The organism is Novipirellula artificiosorum (assembly GCF_007860135.1).
GTDB lineage: Bacteria > Planctomycetota > Planctomycetia > Pirellulales > Pirellulaceae > Novipirellula_A > Novipirellula_A artificiosorum.
The window spans coordinates 392,685-411,198 of record NZ_SJPV01000007.1 but is presented as its reverse complement, the minus strand read 5'-3'; the positions used below and the strand labels follow the sequence as shown (position 1 = coordinate 411,198).

Annotated in this window: 14 protein-coding genes and 5 tRNA genes; 15 read left to right on the top strand and 4 right to left on the bottom strand. The window is 54.7% G+C overall.

What is annotated here, in order from left to right:
• The first annotated feature begins 7 nt into the window (after positions 1-7).
• The 12 genes from Poly41_RS20310 (at position 8) to rplK (Poly41_RS20255) (ending at position 8,427) form a co-directional block, all read left to right on the top strand.
• Positions 8-1,987: a M48 family metallopeptidase gene (locus Poly41_RS20310; RefSeq protein ID WP_146528548.1), complete on the top strand. Its 1,980-nt coding sequence runs from the start codon at positions 8-10 to the stop codon at positions 1,985-1,987.
• A 54-nt stretch (positions 1,988-2,041) separates the two neighbouring features.
• On the top strand, positions 2,042-2,998 hold the full coding sequence (locus Poly41_RS20305; protein ID WP_146528547.1) for a lysophospholipid acyltransferase family protein: 957 nt from the start codon (positions 2,042-2,044) through the stop codon (positions 2,996-2,998).
• Between the two features lie 82 nt (positions 2,999-3,080).
• Positions 3,081-3,782 (top strand): class I SAM-dependent methyltransferase, encoded by a 702-nt coding sequence (locus tag Poly41_RS20300; protein ID WP_146528546.1) that lies wholly within the window; start codon positions 3,081-3,083, stop codon positions 3,780-3,782.
• 231 nt (positions 3,783-4,013) lie between these two features.
• Positions 4,014-4,086, top strand: a tRNA-Thr gene (locus Poly41_RS20295).
• A gap of 223 nt (positions 4,087-4,309) precedes the next feature.
• A tRNA-Tyr gene (locus Poly41_RS20290) sits at positions 4,310-4,391 on the top strand.
• Positions 4,392-4,463: 72 nt separating this feature from the next.
• Positions 4,464-4,534: transfer RNA gene (locus Poly41_RS20285), tRNA-Gly, on the top strand.
• Positions 4,535-4,617: 83 nt separating this feature from the next.
• A tRNA-Thr gene (locus Poly41_RS20280) sits at positions 4,618-4,689 on the top strand.
• A 423-nt stretch (positions 4,690-5,112) separates the two neighbouring features.
• The gene (gene tuf / locus Poly41_RS20275; RefSeq protein ID WP_146528545.1) at positions 5,113-6,309 is read left to right on the top strand and encodes an elongation factor Tu; all 1,197 of its coding nucleotides are present in this window, start codon (positions 5,113-5,115) and stop codon (positions 6,307-6,309) included.
• Positions 6,310-6,440: 131 nt separating this feature from the next.
• Positions 6,441-6,513 (top strand) — tRNA-Trp (locus tag Poly41_RS20270).
• An 89-nt stretch (positions 6,514-6,602) separates the two neighbouring features.
• On the top strand, positions 6,603-7,046 hold the full coding sequence (secE, locus tag Poly41_RS20265; protein ID WP_146528544.1) for a preprotein translocase subunit SecE: 444 nt from the start codon (positions 6,603-6,605) through the stop codon (positions 7,044-7,046).
• Positions 7,047-7,238: 192 nt separating this feature from the next.
• Entirely contained in the window at positions 7,239-7,913 is a 675-nt protein-coding gene (gene nusG, locus Poly41_RS20260) for a transcription termination/antitermination protein NusG (protein WP_390621456.1), read from the top strand.
• 88 nt (positions 7,914-8,001) lie between these two features.
• Complete coding sequence (gene rplK, locus Poly41_RS20255) at positions 8,002-8,427, top strand: 50S ribosomal protein L11 (protein ID WP_146528543.1); 426 nt, start codon at positions 8,002-8,004, stop codon at positions 8,425-8,427.
• Here the strand turns inward: rplK (Poly41_RS20255) and Poly41_RS20250 are convergent.
• The 3 genes from Poly41_RS20250 to Poly41_RS20240 form a co-directional block, all read right to left on the bottom strand.
• Positions 8,424-9,524 carry a hypothetical protein gene (locus Poly41_RS20250; protein ID WP_146528542.1) on the bottom strand — a complete coding sequence of 367 codons (1,101 nt, stop codon included), beginning with the start codon at positions 9,522-9,524 and terminating at the stop codon, positions 8,424-8,426. The two genes, rplK (Poly41_RS20255) and Poly41_RS20250, sit on opposite strands and share 4 nt — an antisense overlap.
• A 154-nt stretch (positions 9,525-9,678) precedes the next feature.
• Positions 9,679-10,674, bottom strand: a complete 996-nt coding sequence (locus Poly41_RS20245; RefSeq protein WP_146528541.1) for a hypothetical protein — start codon at positions 10,672-10,674, stop codon at positions 9,679-9,681.
• A gap of 671 nt (positions 10,675-11,345) precedes the next feature.
• The gene (locus Poly41_RS20240; RefSeq protein WP_197231477.1) at positions 11,346-12,299 is read right to left on the bottom strand and encodes a DUF1573 domain-containing protein; all 954 of its coding nucleotides are present in this window, start codon (positions 12,297-12,299) and stop codon (positions 11,346-11,348) included.
• A gap of 464 nt (positions 12,300-12,763) precedes the next feature.
• Here Poly41_RS20240 and Poly41_RS20235 point away from each other — a divergent pair, with 464 nt between their 5' ends.
• Both Poly41_RS20235 and rplK (Poly41_RS20230) read left to right on the top strand, forming a co-directional pair.
• On the top strand, positions 12,764-13,237 hold the full coding sequence (locus tag Poly41_RS20235) for a transposase (RefSeq protein WP_146528539.1): 474 nt from the start codon (positions 12,764-12,766) through the stop codon (positions 13,235-13,237).
• A gap of 250 nt (positions 13,238-13,487) precedes the next feature.
• Complete coding sequence (gene rplK / locus Poly41_RS20230; protein ID WP_146528538.1) at positions 13,488-13,916, top strand: 50S ribosomal protein L11; 429 nt, start codon at positions 13,488-13,490, stop codon at positions 13,914-13,916.
• Here the strand turns inward: rplK (Poly41_RS20230) and Poly41_RS20225 are convergent.
• Positions 13,913-17,824, bottom strand: coding sequence for a serine/threonine-protein kinase (locus Poly41_RS20225; protein WP_146528537.1), 3,912 nt, complete (start codon positions 17,822-17,824; stop codon positions 13,913-13,915). The genes rplK (Poly41_RS20230) and Poly41_RS20225 overlap by 4 nt on opposite strands.
• 315 nt (positions 17,825-18,139) lie before the next feature.
• Between Poly41_RS20225 and Poly41_RS20220 the strand changes: the two genes are divergently transcribed.
• Positions 18,140-18,472, top strand: a complete 333-nt coding sequence (locus Poly41_RS20220) for a hypothetical protein (protein ID WP_146528536.1) — start codon at positions 18,140-18,142, stop codon at positions 18,470-18,472.
• Positions 18,473-18,514: the final 42 nt, after the last annotated feature.

The following is an 18,514-nucleotide window of genomic DNA, read 5'->3' as shown; positions in this document are numbered from 1 at the left end:
ACGGTCGATGAGCACCCATTTCTTCGAACGGCAAGCGAAGGCCCGGAAAAACACCGTGTGGCTGATCGCGATGTTTATCATCGCAACGATCAGCATCGTGGCTGCCACCTTTTTCGCTGTCACGTTCTTGGCCAATCTGTTGGGTTCGGCAAAGCAATCCCGTGAGCTGGTGGGGATAGCGGTTCAGCAGGGACAGGCCTTGAAGCTTGGCAGTTCGGCCGCGGTGTTCGCGGCATTGTTGATCCTTTCGGGGACACTTTACAAGGTGCTCGCTCTTCGCCACGGGGGCGGGATGAGTGTTGCGGAAAGCGTTGGCGGCAAGCGGGCGTTTCCCAGCACCGGCGATTTGGCCGAACGTCGCCTGCTGAACATCGTCGAGGAAATGGCGATCGCTTCGGGCACACCCGTCCCGCCCGTTTTCGTGCTCGACGAGCCCGGGATCAATGCGTTCGCAGCCGGCTATTCGTCAAGCGACGCGGTGATCGGCGTGACGCGTGGTGCCATCGAGCACCTCAATCGCGAACAATTGCAAGGTGTGATCGCGCACGAATTCAGCCATATCCTCAATGGCGATATGCGGATGAGCATTCGTCTGATAGGAATCCTGCATGGCATTTTGCTGCTGGCCTTGATCGGCAAATTGTTGTTTCGCGTGTTCGCTTACGGCGGCGGCGGAAGTCGCTCCAGCCGTGGGCGTGGGGGGGCCCCGATCTATTTGCTGGGCTTCGCCTTTGCGCTGATCATCATCGGCTCACTTGGCTCGCTACTGGGCGGGCTGATCAAAGCAGCCGTGTCGAGGCAGCGTGAGTACCTAGCCGACGCGTCGGCCGTGCAATTCACGCGGAACCCGGGCGGAATCGCAGGAGCGCTCAAGAAGATCGGCGGGCTGCACTCGCACGGAAAACTGAAACACCCCAACGCAACGGTCGCCAGTCACATGTATTTTGCACAAGGCGTTTTTGAGGGTTTGACCGGCTTGATGGCCACGCATCCGCCATTGCCAAAACGGATCATGGCGATCGATCCCGGCTGGGATGGCGTTTTTCCAAGCATCAGCCGAGCCGTGGGGGATGTATCGAGATCGGACGTCTCGGCGGGCGCTGCTGGATTTGCGGGTGACGCAAGGGTTGACTCGCGACCGACGGATGACGCCCCGCTGCATGTGGTCAATCATGCAGCCGACCAAATCGGAACGCCCGAGATGTTCCATCGTCGCTATGCCGCCGGATTACTTGACGAACTTGATCCGAAGTTGCTCGAAGCCGCTCGAGATCCGTATGCCGCACGTGCCGTCGTGTTCGCGCTGTTGCTCGATCGCGAGCCGACGATTCGCTCTCAGCAGATGGCGACGCTCAACCAAAAGATCGAACCCTCGCTGGTTCAGTTGACCCAGCGATTGAGCCAGTTGACCGACCGGCTACCCGATAAGGCTTACCTGCCCGTGATCGATGTCACGCTACCGTCGTTGGCAGCAATGTCCAAGCCTCAATATGTGGCGTTCATGCAATCGTTTGATGCGTTAGCGAGAGCCGATTCGAAAATCTCGGTGTTCGAATGGACGCTCGCGCAGGTGCTACGCCGGAACCTGAGACCGCATTTTGGCCCCGTCCAAAGCCCGGTTGTCTACTACTATGGGCTGCAGCGGTTAACGCCTGAAGTCTCGGTGTTACTTTCAACGCTTGCGCGAGTTGGCCATGAATCGACACAAGACGTCCAAATGGCATTTGCTGCTGGCGCTCGGCGAGTGGGTTTATCGATGGATCTGCTGCCCGAGTCCGAATGCACGCTGAAGACTCTTGACGACGCATTGAAAGTGTTCCCTCGTGTGACCGAGCGGCTGAGGGGGAAAGTGGTCGATGGATGTGCTGCGACCGTATGTGCCGACGGGAAAGTGCGGATCCGTGAAGCGGAATTGTTGCGTGGGATCGCTGATTTGCTCGATTGCCCTGTTCCGCCGCTGATTGAACGAGATCTGCCTTCTCGCTGAACTGGGATTTCCGCTACACTGCGCCGGCGTCAAGGGATTGTTTGGGAAGAACGAATGATGGGCACAGTGCGAGATTCGCTGAAGAAATGGGCGGGATTAGCGGTCGATTTTGCTGCATATGCGGTGGTCCGGCTGTTGGTCGCGGTGATCCAGACGTTACCGCTGGACATGGGACAATCGTTGGCCGATGGCGTAGCCGCCTTGGCAGCGGGCCCACTCAAAATCCGGCATTCGGAGACGGACGAAAATCTCCGCAAGGTGTTTCCCAATGCATCGAGCGAAGCCCGTGACCACTTGTCGCGGAAAATGTGGCGGCACCTGCTGTTGATGGTGTGCGAGATCGCATGGGCACAACGTCGACTGCACCTTACGAATTGGAGTCAATATGTCACGTTCCGAGACAACCAATTGGTGCTTGGCCACTTACTGAGCGAGCGCCCGACAGTTAGCGTCACCGGGCATTTTGGGAATTTTGAAATCGGTGGCTACGTGCTTGGGTTGATGGGGTTTAGCACGACCACGATTGCTCGAAAATTGGACAATGCTTTCTTGGATCGCTGGGTCCAACGTTTTCGCGGCGCGAAAGGTCAGCAAATGGTCGACAAGGAAGGCTGTGCGCCGCTGATCGATCGGCATTTGCGGTCGGGCGGGGCCTTATCGCTTTTGGCGGACCAACATGCAGGGCCAAAGGGGTGTTGGGTCAATTTCCTCGGGGTTCCTGCGTCGAGCCATAAAGCGTTGGCGTTATTTACGCTGGGGTCGAATGCTCCGATGATGGTCAGCTACACGATCCGGACCGGAGGCCAGCCGATGCGGTTTGAGGCGGGGTGCGTTGCGGTGGCCGACCCGTTGAACGATCCCGATGGCATCTGTGCGTCGGTCACGACCTTGACTCAATGGTACAACGACAACCTCGCGATCGCCGTCGGCATGTCACTCGAACAATATTGGTGGCTGCATCGGCGTTGGCGAGAGCCTCCGGAGCGGGTTGCACGACGGCTGGCCGCGTAGCGGCGTTACATCGCCGCGACCGAAACGGTTCTGGTACAATCTAAACTGCATAACGCAAAGAAACCCTTGGAGCCCAACGACCGTGACGGACCCTTTTTACGAACCTTATGACCGCGAAGACGTCGCCTATGGCGAAGAACCCTCAGCCTCGCTTTCGGCCTATTTGGATCAAGTCGGTGGCGGTGGCAAGGCATTGGATCTTGGTGCGGGGGCGGGCCGTGATTCGATCGCGTTAGCCTTGGCGGGCTACCACGTGTTGTCGGTTGATTTGAGCAACCGAGGACTCGAGCGCGTGCTGCAACGTGCGGTCAGGGCCGGAGTTCGCGATCGTGTGGAGACGCACGAGATTGATGTTCGGGACGTCGAGTTGCCTGCGGATTCTTTTGACGTGATTGTAGCAACCACGGTGCTGGATCACATTTCGCCCGAAGATTCCGCGGTTTTGTGGCGCAGGATGACCGAGGCACTGACGGCCAATGGCATGCTTTATGTTCAGGTCCACACGATCGAGGATCCGGGGAGCGACCAGCCGCCGGGCGTGTTTAGCGAAGCGCCGGTCAGCGAAACGGCAGGAGCCGTGGTCAACTACTTTTCACCGAACCAGTTGGCGATGATGGCATGCGACCCCAGCAGTCGATTGAGGGTGCTGAGGTACGAGGAGCGTCTAGAATGGGACTACACCCATGGGCCAGAGCATCTTCACGGCAAGGCGGTGCTTTTGGCGGTGCGGATGGGCGCATTCCCAGCATGGTACGGCGAACCGGCCGCGTTCCCGCGGCGGTAGCCGATTCGCGAACATCGCACCTTCGCCGGGTGTCTTTTGGCGAGCAGGGTGGATGGACAAGGTGGGTCGCGGGTGAAGCCGGCGGCAAATCGAAAAAAATCGAACGATTTGGCCCGATTCAGCACATGGAACGGCATTTTCGCCTTGCCTGATGTCGAGGGATCGCTACACTCTGCCCTTCCAAATCGTTGAACCCAATCGTATTGGGGTGAGATGGTGGACGAAGTGACCGCCAGCGTAGCTCAGTTGGCAGAGCAGCTGATTTGTAATCAGCCGGTCGTGGGTTCGAATCCCTCCGCTGGCTTTCGTCTTGCCCACAGCGTCCCCGCTTCGGTGGGGGCCTCGCGGTCAACGAAGACGAATTGTCGTTGGAACCAGCGAAAGACGGAGACGAGGAAAGACGGAGACGAGGAAGCCGAACAGAAAACAAGTTTGCCCCCACTTGGCAGTTTGCGTGTGGGGTTCGACAATGCGACTCGAACGAGTTTGATAAGTTCGGTCGAGAAGCAAAGTTGAGAAGAAGATTCGGGGGTTTGTCCGAGTGGTTAAAGGAGACGGACTGTAAATCCGTTGGCTACGCCTACACAGGTTCGAATCCTGTAGCCCCCACTGCCGGAAGTTTGAAGTGAGAAGTATGAAGTCGGGAATTTCGAACTTCCTCCTTCTTCCTTCACTTCTTAGGCGGGTGTAGCTCAATGGTAGAGCAGCAGCCTTCCAAGCTGAATACGAGGGTTCGATTCCCTTCACCCGCTTTTGGAAAAGCTGAAAGCGAACAGCGATCAGCGGCTAGCTTTTGAAAGCTGATCGCTGATGGCTGTTCGCCGAGGGCTTTTCTGCTGCTGTAGCTCAGTGGTAGAGCGCCTCCTTGGTAAGGATGAGGTCATGGGTTCAAATCCCATCAGCAGCTCTCGTCGGTGACGGCTCGAACCCGTTTGCTGAGTCGGGAAAGAAAAATCTGGTGATGAAACGCTGTTTTTTCCGTTTCGGCAATTGCAAGCGACGGCACTTTTCGCAACAACTACGGAAGCTTTGTGGCAGTCCAACCGCCAAAAGGGCGGCTGGCAACGCTGGCGAGGTGACGCCGGGCATTGGTTGTTTTGCAGCCGACGGCAGAAATGCCTTATGAATTGTAGGTATGACGGGTGCTCCGCGGTGGAGCACCGAAGATTTTCCATTTCGTTTCGATTTCTTTGTTGAACGAGTGGCCATGCGGCTGAAAGATCGGCGAGTCACCGTGGGTGTGAACGCGGTCGCGGAGATTTCAGGCTGTGGACGGGCATGTTTGCCCTGAATCAGTTACGTGTTGGTCGAGTGTAGGTGATTTAGAACAATGGCTAAGGAAACTTTCCAACGGACAAAGCCCCACGTCAACGTCGGCACTATTGGCCACATTGACCACGGCAAAACGACCACGACTGGTGCTATCCTCGCAGTGCAAGCTGCCAAGGGCCTAGCGAAAGCAAAGGGTTATGCAGAGATCGCCAAGGGCGGTACCGTGCGTGACTCGACCAAGACGGTAACAATTGCGGTTGCTCACGTTGAGTATGAAACCGAGAATCGTCACTATGCCCACATTGACTGCCCGGGCCATGCTGACTTTATCAAGAATATGATCACCGGTGCCGCCCAAATGGACGGTGCGATTTTGGTGGTTTCGGCTGCGGATGGTCCGATGCCGCAAACCAAGGAACACGTCCTGTTGGCTCGCCAAGTAGGCGTTCCTTACATCGTGGTTTTTTTGAACAAGTGCGATTTGGTCGACGACGAAGAATTGCTCGAGTTGGTCGAACTCGAAGCGCGTGACCTGCTCAGCAAGTACGGTTTCCCCGGCGACGATGTTCCTGTCGTCCGTGGTTCGGCGCTCCCTGCGTACAACGCCCCAGCCGACGAAGAAAAGAGTAAGTGCATCAGCGAATTGATGGACGCACTCGATTCGGCGATTCCCGAGCCTGTTCGTGAGGATGACAAGCCGTTCTTGATGGCAATCGAAGACGTTTTCTCGATCGAAGGTCGCGGAACGGTTGCGACCGGTCGTATCGAGCGTGGCATGGTCAAGGTTGGCGACGAAGTCGCAATCGTCGGACTCGCCGATGCACCTGTAAAGACCACCTGCACCGGCGTCGAAATGTTCCGCAAGGAAATGGGCGAGGGGCGTGCCGGAGACAACGTTGGTTGCCTGCTTCGTGGCGTCAAGCGTGAAGACATTCAACGCGGTCAATGCTTGGCAAAGCCAGGCTCGATCACGCCGCACACCAAGTTTGAAGCAGAAGTCTACTGCTTGAGCAAGGACGAAGGCGGCCGTCACACGCCGTTCTTTAGCGGTTACCGTCCTCAGTTCTACTTCCGAACGACCGACGTCACGGGCACAGCCAACTTGGTTGACGCTGAAATGTGCATGCCCGGCGATAACGTCAAGGTCGAAGTCGAACTTCACAAGCCGATCGCGATGGACGATGGTGTTCGTTTCGCGATTCGCGAAGGTGGCCGTACCGTCGGCAGTGGTGTTGTTACGAAGATTCTTTCCTAAACCCACTTTGCAAATGACAAAAACCGATGGCCAGCGGGGTTTTATGCCTCTGTTGGCCATTGGCTTTTTGTAGCAGATTCGTTACGATTTCGCGAAGTTCGAGAAATCACTCGATCGATCAGAAATCACTCAGGGGTGTAGCTCAATTGGCAGAGCACTGGTTTCCAAAACCAGCGGTTGAGAGTTCAAGTCCCTCCGCCCCTGCTTTGACCACAAAAATCATGCATCGAAGTTTACCGCTGCAAAGGACTTGCAGTCTTGCAGTCGCCAGGGATCACTTTTAGGAGCAAACGGTGTCACGAGACATTGCGGGGACAAACAGTGCCCCACTTACGAGCGAATTGTTCCATACCTCGGTTTACAAGCCAAACCAGGGACGGATCGTTCGACAATTGACATGCTTAGCCATCTGGGTGATCGTCGCCCTGGGTAGTTGGAGCTTGTATGCGACACTGCGCGGTTATTTTCCCACCGGATCCTACGTTGCCCCGGTTGCCTCGGGGTTGCTGCTCGCGATCGGAGCTTGGGTCGGGTACCGTTTGGTCAACTGGCCACAATTCGCTGATTTTCTGATTGCCGTCGAAGCGGAAATGAACAAGGTCACCTGGCCGAGTAAGGATGAGCTGATTCGAGCTTCGATCGTCGTCATCTTCACGATTTTTTTCCTTGCCATCGCATTGTTCAGCTTCGACATCCTCTGGCAGTTCATCTTTAATTTCATCGGCGTGACAAGCTAACAACGTCCCTAAAGCTTTGCCGACGCCCGAACGCTGCGGTCGGCTCTTTGCTCCCTCCTAACGTATTACCGTGAACGAAGCTGGAAAACCGTGAACGAAGCCGATCCTACGAAAGACGATCTTGAGACGATGGAAAACGATGCCGACAAGGCTGCGGCCGACTCGCAGGATCAAGAGGACGCGACGGTCGAGATGACCGAAACGGTCGCTGCTGGCGGTGCAGACGATGTCGACACGGAACAGGCCTCCGCCCCTGCGCCCCCACCCCCTGCACCCAAGCCAAAGATCTCGAAGCCGAAAGTCGATACGGTAGAAGAGACCGAAGCAAAGATGGATTGGTACATCTTGAAGGTCGCGTTCAACCGCGAAGATTCCATTGCCGACGCGCTTCGAAAACGGGTCCTGATGGAGGGCATGCAAGAGTTCTTCGGTGAGATCATCGTGCCAAGCGAAGATGTAGCGACCTTCACTCGTGATGGAAAACGCCGGGTCACCAAGCGAAAATTGCTACCGGGTTACATCATGGCCAACATGATCATCAATGATGACACTTGGTTCTTGGTTCGGGAAACTGGTGGCATCAGCGACTTTACCGGAGCGGCCGGGAAGCCGATGCCGATGGAGCCTGCGGATATCGAGCGGTTTGTGAATAAGCCGGAACTGGATGACGAGGAAGAAGCACCGATCAAAACCGCCATCCCTTTCAAGGTCGGAGACCGAGTCCGCGTCAAGGAAGGCAATTTCGAGAACCAAGAGGGCGACGTCGATTCGGTGGACGAAGCGAATGGCCGCATTACCGTCATCATCAACATTTTTGGACGAAGTGTTCCGATGGAACTCGATCACTGGCAAGTCGAACCGCTGTAACGGCTCGTTGTCGGCTGTCAGCGGTTCGCTCGCAGCTTCCTTCCCTAATCATTCAACCCTATACCGAATCAAATAACGAAATAAAAAGATGGCAAAACAAGTAACCGGGGTCGCAAAGTTTCAAGTTCCTGGCGGCCAAGCTACCCCCGCGCCGCCCGTCGGAACTTCATTGGGAAAGTACGGTGTGAATCTTGGGCAATTCGTTCAAGGATTCAACGATCGAACCAAAGAATACAATGGTACCCCGATCCCGGTGATCGTCACCATCTATAGCGATCGCAGTTTCGAATTCGTCACCAAGAGCCCCCCAGCCGCATCCTTGCTGAAGCAGAGTGCCGGCATTGCTAAGGGAAGTGGCGTTCCGAACAAAGACAAGGTTGCCACCGTGACACGGGGCCAATGCGAAGAGATCGCCCAAAAGAAAATGGCAGACCTCAATGCTCGTAACCTCGATCATGCAACGCGGATGATTGAAGGCACCGCCCGCAGCATGGGCATCATCGTCGAAGGCTAGTCGAGATCCACGGTATACAAGCGGCTGAATCGAACAGGCATCTTGACTCCGTGTCGATGCATGCGGTCAGCCAGATGCCCCACGGCTTCGCCGGAGACCACCGTGTCAATTGCGTCTTGAGCGGCCAATTGATACGGCCGCAACTGTTGGCTCTTAGCCATTTGGCATGCGAGGGTTAATTGACGACAAGCTTCTTTCTTGTTGGTGCGGGTCGATGAAGTAAGCTGTCTTAGCAATCCGCCGTAAAGCAACGCCAGCACATCGGCGTAGGCATTTTGCTCTCGCTTGAGCTGTTGCAGAAAACCTCTGGCGCGCACGGCCCATTGCTCATCGCATTCTGTCTTGAGCAAATGCAGGCAGATCAACGCTCCGGTGGATAAAACGGTCACTCGCGTTAGTTGCAGCCTGCTAAATGGCAGCTTCATCAGACCTGGCCGAAGCGATTCAAACTGATCCCATGCCTTGGCAAAGTCACCTCGGTAGATCGTCAAGTGGAGGTTAGCAAGCCATTCCGTGAAGTTGAACATTTGAATGCCAACCCCGGGCATGACATGCTTGGCATTATCTTCTCGAATTTTGGCGCACTGTTCAACTTGGTCTCGCATCAGCCACGCCGATGCGCCAGCGGCACCGCTCATGACCATCCACTGAAACAGGTCGTTGCGTTGCAGGGCATCCTCACACATTTGGTTGCATCCATCCATCATCGGACGCCACTGACCCAGATTCCATTGCGCCCAAATATCGAGCCAACGTGTGTGCGAGATTTCGAAGCTGAGTGGATCGGACTGGGATCGGTAATGCTGCAAGCAGGTCGCGACGGACGTATTGGCCCGTCGCCAACGCAACGCCAAGGCGTTGGAAACGACGATCCCCGCCCAGACGTCACCGATTGCTTTCGGGTTCCCCAACTCCACCGCACGCGGCAATAGTTCCTGTAGCAACACCTCACTACGAATCCGCGCCGCTCCTCGGTCATAGGATCCAAACACGGCTGCTCCGGTTTCGGCCAAAATCCGCTGTGCTTCGGTTCCGTATCGTGCGGCATCACGAACACCCGCGACATTGAGTTCTGCAGCGTACAAGTTGTCGAACATTGACAACGGCCGAGCGACCGCTTCAACGTCGTGTGGCTACTTGGCGATCTATCATGGCCAAAAGGTTGATGACTGGCGCCACTTCAACCTAAGTGTCTCGCCTTCCCGAGAAGAATGCAGCAGCTGTTATTGGTGATTCCATTTGGGCAGCTAATCAGTCGGAGCTTTTCTCGTCATGTGGACGGAGTTTCTCACTGAACATAAAATCTCTCAACGCACGTTGGTCTGCATCCACCTGATCCTGGTCGTAGCACTTTCGCTCAAATAGTTTGCAATATCCCAGACGCCAATCATGAACGGAGCTTTCCGGGTACCTATCTGGGTTATCGTCTCCAATTTTCCATTCAAGCGAGAATTCGTACTCGTAATGCGTTTTTCCGGAAGCGTCTTCATCCATAACGCGATAGGATACCGGAACGCGGTGTGAGCCATTCCAATCCCATTCAGTTTCGCAGAGGGAAAAAACGCGACGCGATTCTTTATTCACAAGCGTATAGACGGATCGAGACGGTAGGTAGCCATTTTCTTTTCCAAAGCGAATGGTGAATTCACTAGAAAAACCATCAAATTGACGTCGCCAAGTCGCAATCATATCTCGAGATTTTTTGTCATAATTCGCATCAATTAATTCGCAGACTTCAAACAGCATTCGCGATACATATTCCTCATCAACTGGATGCCTTGAAAACGTAGAGTAGCGTACAAGAGACAAATAGAAGGGCGAACGATACGGGACGGTTGGTTTCACTTCCTGGTCTTCTTCTGTATTACGGACATTCATGTGCGAAGTGATTCCCCGCCGCATTCTCTTGTGCTTTCCTGTTGATAGTACCTGCTCCCAATACGGTATCCTAACATCGAGGCTGTCATTGGATGTCCTTGCCCAAAACTTCCAGTCATTCTCTCGATTCGCAGCAAATATCGAGGACTGTTTTTCCGAGACGGGGCCGGGCCTATGCGGACCCACGCCATGTAGTTCACAATCGACCCAACAAGCGTAGTCTTTGTTGATTTCTTCAGCAGCCAGTATGTAGTTCTGAGCGTATTCGAAAACTCGATCTTGAAGAGGGTGGATTTCTTTATCCCGCTCTTCTCTGTGCATGGTATCGTCAGCCGAAACACCGTGAAAGCCTGACAAAAGAACGATCATGAGACACGTCACTCTGTACACGACTGCTATTCCTGTTTGTGTGGAAAACGATCAAGTTCGGGGGCGTTCACGCGGACAGCCAAACGAACACAGCTTTCCGCATGACCTCCCGCCTTTTAGCTCAACCCAGAATCACCCTGTTCGATCGTCGATCAATCAATGGACACTGTTTAAGGCATTGGGCCTAACGTATCGCATGGCCAATTCTGATCAGCTTCATTAAAGGCAACACCCTTCCATGCACCTTTTTCAGTGCCTCGAACGCACCGTACGTAATTATCGTTGGGATACCCTTCGCTCGGCACTATACACGTGCAGAACACTTTTCGGTAACACTGGTAGGAATGTGGTATCCGGCCCCATCCCGTGTCGTCAGTACCCGTCGAAAGACTGGCATACCACTGTGCACCAGATTGGTCATCTGGATCAGGGTAACCATCGCCCTCTTCAACACTAAAACGGTCCTCTCCATACTCAGTGTCAGGGCATTCATTGTTAGAACACACCGATCCATCGCAGGTGGCATGCAGCCCAGGTGTCCAACACGAAACTGGTTCTGTAGGGTCCTCCCAACAATATGTATCCCCAAATACACACGCACAATGGACAATGATCAACCCGAAAAACACATTACGAAACATCTGAATCTACCTTAAAGAAACAAGAAACGATCAGTGAGGAACGGCGATTTTGATACGACATCGCCGGTCATCCTCAAAACCAATCTCGGCATCTACGACACCGGTTTTCTCCAGCATGGAGTTTGTGCTCAATGTAATCGTCAAACGCAGTACATTTGCTGCCACCGCAACGACATCCGTTACCTTGCAAAGGAGATCTGATGATGACTCATCCTGGTCAGAAAGGACCTTTAGCTTAACTTCGTCACCTTCGGACACACTCAGCATGTCATTGGAATGTGTTCGCAGATAGAAAGTGAGCGTCGTTTTCTCCGAGACTCTCGCGCTCACCATTTTGGGATAGACAGTAATGCTGCCCTTCACCTCATACGGCAAGAAAATCTCCACTGGATCGTGCTGCGTGGCTGGCGTGAGAAGAAAAGCGACACGTCCCCCTGATTCGAAACCGACTTCGTCACCTGAAACAAGCAGGTCGACCTTTGCCCCAGAACCGGAGATTCCTTCAATACTACAACCACTAATGGGTCCAGTCGTTGACATTAGTTTTAGTTCGACGCCTGTTCCAAACTTGTCTTTCCCGTTAGCTGAAAGGCGAATTTCGATACTGTCGTCTGATTGAGAACGGTCAATCAGAATGGATGGCGGAAGAAAGGCAAACGCGTCGACGACTTTTCCGAGAACTGACAAGGAAAGCGTTTGACCAGTTTTGAAAACAACCGCGGCGTCGACACCAAATCGCCCGAGATCAACCTTTACGAGCCTCATCTCAAAGGTGTGCATTTCTCCAGACTTAAGAGAAATAATGTCGTCCTCGGCCGATGCAAACAACACGCATCCACAACTGGATTTGATATCATGAACAACTAGATCGTTTGGCGTTGAATTCTTAACGGGTATCCGCACCCGGTACTGTTGCCCTTTGACAATCGTTCCAATATCTACGTGTCGGCTTGGGACCTTGCCGTCGAAAGCCAGTGTGGGCAAATCAATAGTAACAGAAATCGCTTGAAGCGGTTCACCAGCACTGAGGACGCAAACAAAGAGAGAAAGAGAGAAAGAGAGAAACCCTTCGGCATTCTGAAACCACCTCGGCGCACATCACTGACCCAAGCGTGATAAACCCCATCCCCGAACCTCATCAACTTCGCGTAGCATGATCGCTGAGAGAAACGATCGTTAATTCGCAGGTTTAGATCGTCTCGAATATGGGGAAGATTGTCAAGTCTTCGGGTTAAGAAAAAGGTCCATCCGGTCTTTTGTTCGTCGGTACGCCTTGACCACATCCGGGACAAATTTCTTGTCTCGGGTTGGTTACTCGGGCCCCGTAGTCGGCCGGAAGTGGTTGCTCGTTGCCGCCGGGGCCATCGGGGTCAAGCCTGTCCTGGGTGTTCCGGGGAAGATAGACTCGCGACAGGCGAGTCATTTACCATGACCAAACGGAGCACGCGATGCCGCGACCACCTCGCATTCCGTTTTCCGGCGCAAACGATCATGTTGTCACAAGAGGTGACGGCCGAAGAAAACTCTTTCATGATGAAGGTCACTACGAGCGTTTCACCAAGGGGCTAAAAGACGAGGTGCAGCGGAGTGGTTGGATCGTGCTCGCTTACTGTTGGATGCCCAACCAAATTCATGCGCTGATCCAAACGCCAGAACCGAATTTGGCCAAGGGAATGCAACATTGGCTCTCGGGCTACGCCAATTGGTACGCCAAACGCAAACGGCGAACCGGACACCTTTATCAAGGTCGCTACAAAGCCTTTCTCGTCGAAGACGCAGGCTACTACTGGACGCTGAGCCGATATATCCACCTGAATCCCTGCAACGGCGGCAAACCACTTGCCCAAGATCCTGAGTCGTGGCCGCACAGCATCTTTGCTGGCTACGCTCGCAAATCCAAGCATGTCGATTGGATTGAATAGGATCGCCTCCGCACTCACTGGAAAACATCAGTCGGCGGCGGGGATCCGGCTCGTGCGTATCGCCGGTACGTGAAAGAAGGGCTTCACGCTCCAGAAGATCCTTTCAAGACGGAGCGTCGTGAGTCGAGGGCAGCGGCGACTTCCTGAAGCGGATGGTGGCAATGTCCCAGGGGGAGGACAAAGCGAGACACCGATCAACAAGTCGGCGACTCAACAGCGCCAGCGTTCAGAAAGTGATCGAAGCGACCGCATGGGTTCGATAGCTTCAGGAAATCGAGCGTTTGCTGGGTCTGTACACCCAAGACAAGGCCTGACCCCTGCGGCACGAGCCCCCCTGGGTAAGTACGGCGTGAACCTTGGACAATTCGTCCAGGGATTCAACGATCGAACCAAAGAATACAATGGTACCCCGATCCCGGTGATCGTCACCATCTATAGCGATCGCAGCTTCGAGTTCATCACCAAGAGCCCCCCAGCCGCATCCTTGCTGAAGCAGAGTGCCGGCATTGCTAAGGGAAGTGGCGTTCCGAACAAAGACAAGGTTGCCACCGTGACACGGGGCCAATGCGAAGAGATCGCCCAAAAGAAAATGGCGGACCTCAATGCTCGTAACCTCGATCATGCAACGCGGATGATTGAAGGCACCGCCCGCAGCATGGGCATCATCGTCGAAGGCTAGTCGAGATCCACGGTATACAAGCGGCTGAATCGAACAGGCATCTTGACTCCGTGTCGATGCATGCGGTCAGCCAGATGCCCCACGGCTTCGCCGGAGACCACCGTGTCAATTGCGTCTTGAGCGGCCAATTGATACGGCCGCAACTGTTGGCTCTTAGCCATTTGGCATGCGAGGGTTAATTGACGACAAGCTTCTTTCTTGTTGGTGCGGGTCGATGAAGTAAGCTGTCTTAGCAATCCGCCGTAAAGCAACGCCAGCACATCGGCGTAGGCATTTTGCTCTCGCTTGAGCTGTTGCAGAAAACCTCTGGCGCGCACGGCCCATTGCTCATCGCATTCTGTCTTGAGCAAATGCAGGCAGATCAACGCTCCGGTGGATAAAACGGTCACTCGCGTTAGTTGCAGCCTGCTAAATGGCAGCTTCATCAGACCTGGCCGAAGCGATTCAAACTGATCCCATGCCTTGGCAAAGTCACCTCGGTAGATCGTCAAGTGGAGGTTAGCAAGCCATTCCGTGAAGTTGAACATTTGAATGCCAACCCCGGGCATGACATGCTTGGCATTATCTTCTCGAATTTTGGCGCACTGTTCAACTTGGTCTCGCATCAGCCACGCCGATGCGCCAGCGGCACCGCTCATGACCATCCACTGAAACAGGTCGTTGCGTTGCAGGGCATCCTCACACATTTGGTTGCATCCATCCATCATCGGACGCCACTGACCCAGATTCCATTGCGCCCAAATATCGAGCCAACGTGTGTGCGAGATTTCGAAGCTGAGTGGATCGGACTGGGATCGGTAATGCTGCAAGCAGGTCGCGACGGACGTATTGGCCCGTCGCCAACGCAACGCCAAGGCGTTGGAAACGACGATCCCCGCCCAGACGTCACCGATTGCTTTCGGGTTCCCCAACTCCACCGCACGCGGCAATAGTTCCTGTAGCAACACCTCACTGCGAATCCGCGCCGCTCCTCGGTCATAGGATCCAAACACGGCTGCTCCGGTTTCGGCCAAAATCCGCTGTGCTTCGGTTCCGTATCGTGCGGCATCACGAACACCCGCGACATTGAGTTCCGCAGCGTACAAATTGTCGAACATTGACAACGGCCGAGCGACCGACAAACAGAGTTGCAATCGTTGGCGGTCCCGGGTCGACGCCGTTTCGGAGCCCCAGGTTCCGACGGAATCACGAAGTCGTGCAACCCAAAGTCGCAACGGTGTGCTTGCCAGCATGATCTTGCTGAGCCAAGCCGGTTTCACGAGTGGAGCACCGAGTGCTTTCGCCAGTTTTCTCAGTTGCGTTTGAGCCGTTGAAAAATGGCCACTCCGCATCAACAAGGCGGTGGCAACCAATTGATGTTCGATGCTCTCTTCCTGCTCGACTTCCGACGCCAGCAGCTGATAATACTCTGCTGCCTCTGTCGGCCGATCCGCCTCGGCGAAAGTGATGGCCGCCTGGCGAATCCGCTCGATGCGTTCGGCCCCATAGACGAAGGGGATGATGCGAGCATGCCAGCGAGCTGCCTCGGTCTTGGCAACATATCGTTCGGCATTCTCTGCGGCCATGATCGCGTACGCCACGGCGAGACTTGGCTCCTGGGCATCAAAAAAATGGGTAGCGATTCGAGCAGCCATTTTCGCTCCGTCATCCTGACGTGCCAGCAAACTGGCCCACTCGCTGTGGCAGCGTCGCTTTTGCTCGTCCGACAGGGTGTTCAACAAACTGTCGGTTACACTATCGTGAATCACGGAAATGCACTCACCCCCGGTCGCTTCGTCAAGCACCAAACGGGCTTGCGCCAGCTCCGAGACCGCCGCGTCGATCGACTCCTTTTCCCCGATCAATTCGCCCAATTGACGCATCGAAACTTGACGGTCTGCCGTAGCAATGTACGACAAGACCGTCTTCGCGCTTTCACTAAGACGCTTGACCCGCATTCGCCACAGATGGCGAATGCCATCGACCGCGATCGACCCTGATTCGGTGCCATCGGCTTGCGCCGCCTGATGCAGAGCGCCGCCCGGCCGAAACTCTTCCGAAAAATCGATCAAGCGAAAAGGATTCCCCGCAGCCGCGTCGATCAGCTGACGGATCATCGAATCGTTCAAGCTGACCGAGCATCGCCTCGCGGCGTTGACCAACAACGCCTTGGCGGCGGTGTCAGAGATCGCAGAAAGTGGCAAACGCAAGGTTGGCGGCGAATTCTGCAGATCGCCCTCGGGACGAGAGACTGTAATGACTCCGAGCATCCCCCCGCTTACACTATGCAAACGGTCGAGAAAATTCAAACTGTCCCGGTCCGCCCATTGCGCATCGTCGATGATTAGGATCAGCGGGCCAATGATTCGCAACTCTTTCGTCAACCGGACGCCCGCCTCCAGTGCATCAAGCCGTTTCGACGTCTTACCAGCAGGATCGACCGATAAACTGGCACGGATTGCCTTCTTCAAAACGGGAAAAGCGAGATGTAAAATCTCCGTGCTGACTGGATCGAGCTCCATCACTTCGCGATCATTCTTCATGTAGCGCGTCGCGATCGCGTCGCATATTTGGTCAAAGGCTTGCAGCGGCTGGTTTTCGCCCCGCCGACACCTTGCACGAAAAACCTGCCCCCAGCGTTTTTGTTTGATGTAGTGCTCAAGGTCGTCCAACAGACGCGATTTGCCAATCCCTGACGGCCCTTCGATATGAAGGCGACCGATCTCCCCATCAAAGATGCGGTCAATCCAACCATAAGCGATCATCAGCTCTTCTTCGCGACCGACGATTGCATTTTCAAACCAGACACCGATCGGGGCGGCCGAAGAGCCAAGCCGACTCAACTCGGCTGCGGTCGGTCGATCACCGGGGTCTCGCTGCAACATTTCTTGACAGGCCTCGAGCAAGAACGCTGGCACATTCGACGACAGCCCGACAAAGGATTTTCGAATCAACGCTTCATCGTCACGAGGATTCGCCTGGGATCGAACGATCGATTCCTGCTGGATCGGATCGTTGCCTTTTCGATGCCCTCGATCCAAAATGTGAATCGCTTCCAAGAGGACCAACCCCAGGCTGAAAATATCACTCGCTGGCAAGTAGTACTGGTCCCAAAGCGTTTCGGGTGCAAAGTAATGCCTCGGGCCGACCAAGTAGTCGCGATAACCCGACGGGTCACTTTCAACGTCGATGGTGCCAACGAGTCCATAGTCGATCACATGACCATTCCCATTCGATCCAACCATCAAATTCCGAGGCTTGATGTCGCGATGCACCAAGCCATGGGAGTGCATCATCGCTAGCGCCGAGGCGTACTGATGCATCAGTGTTAACAATTGCTGAAAGGCTCGATCCAGGGGAAGCTCCGTGGACCGAGCAGCCTCTACAGCATGTTTGGCCGGACCGCCTTGATCTTGCCCCCCCTCGGTCTGCCCCGGTGCCAGCGGTAGAACATGGCCGTCTGCCACGCCGTCTGCCACCGACTGAGTCCACTGGGCAAAGGTCACGCCCTTGATTTCTTCCATCGAAAAGGCGATGAACTGGCCGAGTTGGTGAATCCGATCGACATGAATCAGGTTGGGATGCCGCAGTGAGATCATCCGCCGGAATCCGAGCTTGTTGCGGATCAAATTCTCGAACTTCGCCGGCAGCAGCAATTTGAGTGCGCAGCGTGTCCCGGTGTTCTCGTCATACGCACGATAGACAAAACCGCTTGAGCCTTTCCCCAACAATCGTTCGAGGACGAACGAGCCCAACCGATCGCCTTCGGACCAAAGGGGGTGGATCGGATCGGAGGCGACGCCCGATTGAAACGTATCACGATCTCGCTGTCCACGGACTTGTGTGTCCGAGGACGGGTCGACCGAAAAAAATTCATCGTCGTTTCGTAGTGGCATCTTGTATTCAAGAACGGCGTTTGAATGTTGCATCAATGCAACGCGTGAAGTTGATTATAAGCATTTGAAACAAGAAATTGGAAAAATGAATTCCAAACCGCGATAAACACCGCAAAACTTTTTTGCACCGGCCGAGATCTTGACATAGGTTTTATTAAATCGTTGAGGTGACTCGGACAGGAAGTTCGGTCTTGCCTCTCGGCTCCGGGGGGGAGTCCGAGGCTCGAAAACCAGCACGATCGTGGCATGGCGGCCATACTGTTTTGCCCTTTTCTCAAAGCAATGTCCTCCTTCAGCGGGTCAGACGATCGAAGTCCGACCGGATTGATTGCCAGGTACCCTATCCAAATGACTTGTCACGAACTCGCAAGACGACTCGCTGCACTCCGCCCCGAATTGCAGTCCATCGAAATCGCTCGCCTTAGCCTGCTGATTCTGATCCAGGCCGAAGATGAGGGAAAGCTCGCCAATGATGATGCCCTGCTTTCTGCATGGAAAAATGCCAGCTTCCGGCTCGAGGCGGCGGCCGATCAACATGCCGCTGTCGCCGATGAGCTCGATCAAATGTGCAATAGCGGTCCCGTTCAATTTACGCCGGACCAGCTTTGGATCCTCTTGCGAGCGGTCAAAGTTCAAAGCCAAATCCTTGAACTGTACACGGACCAACCGGCCTTGGCGTAAACCTTGACGCTTGGACGTCGACGGACCGCCTCCCCGCAGCAC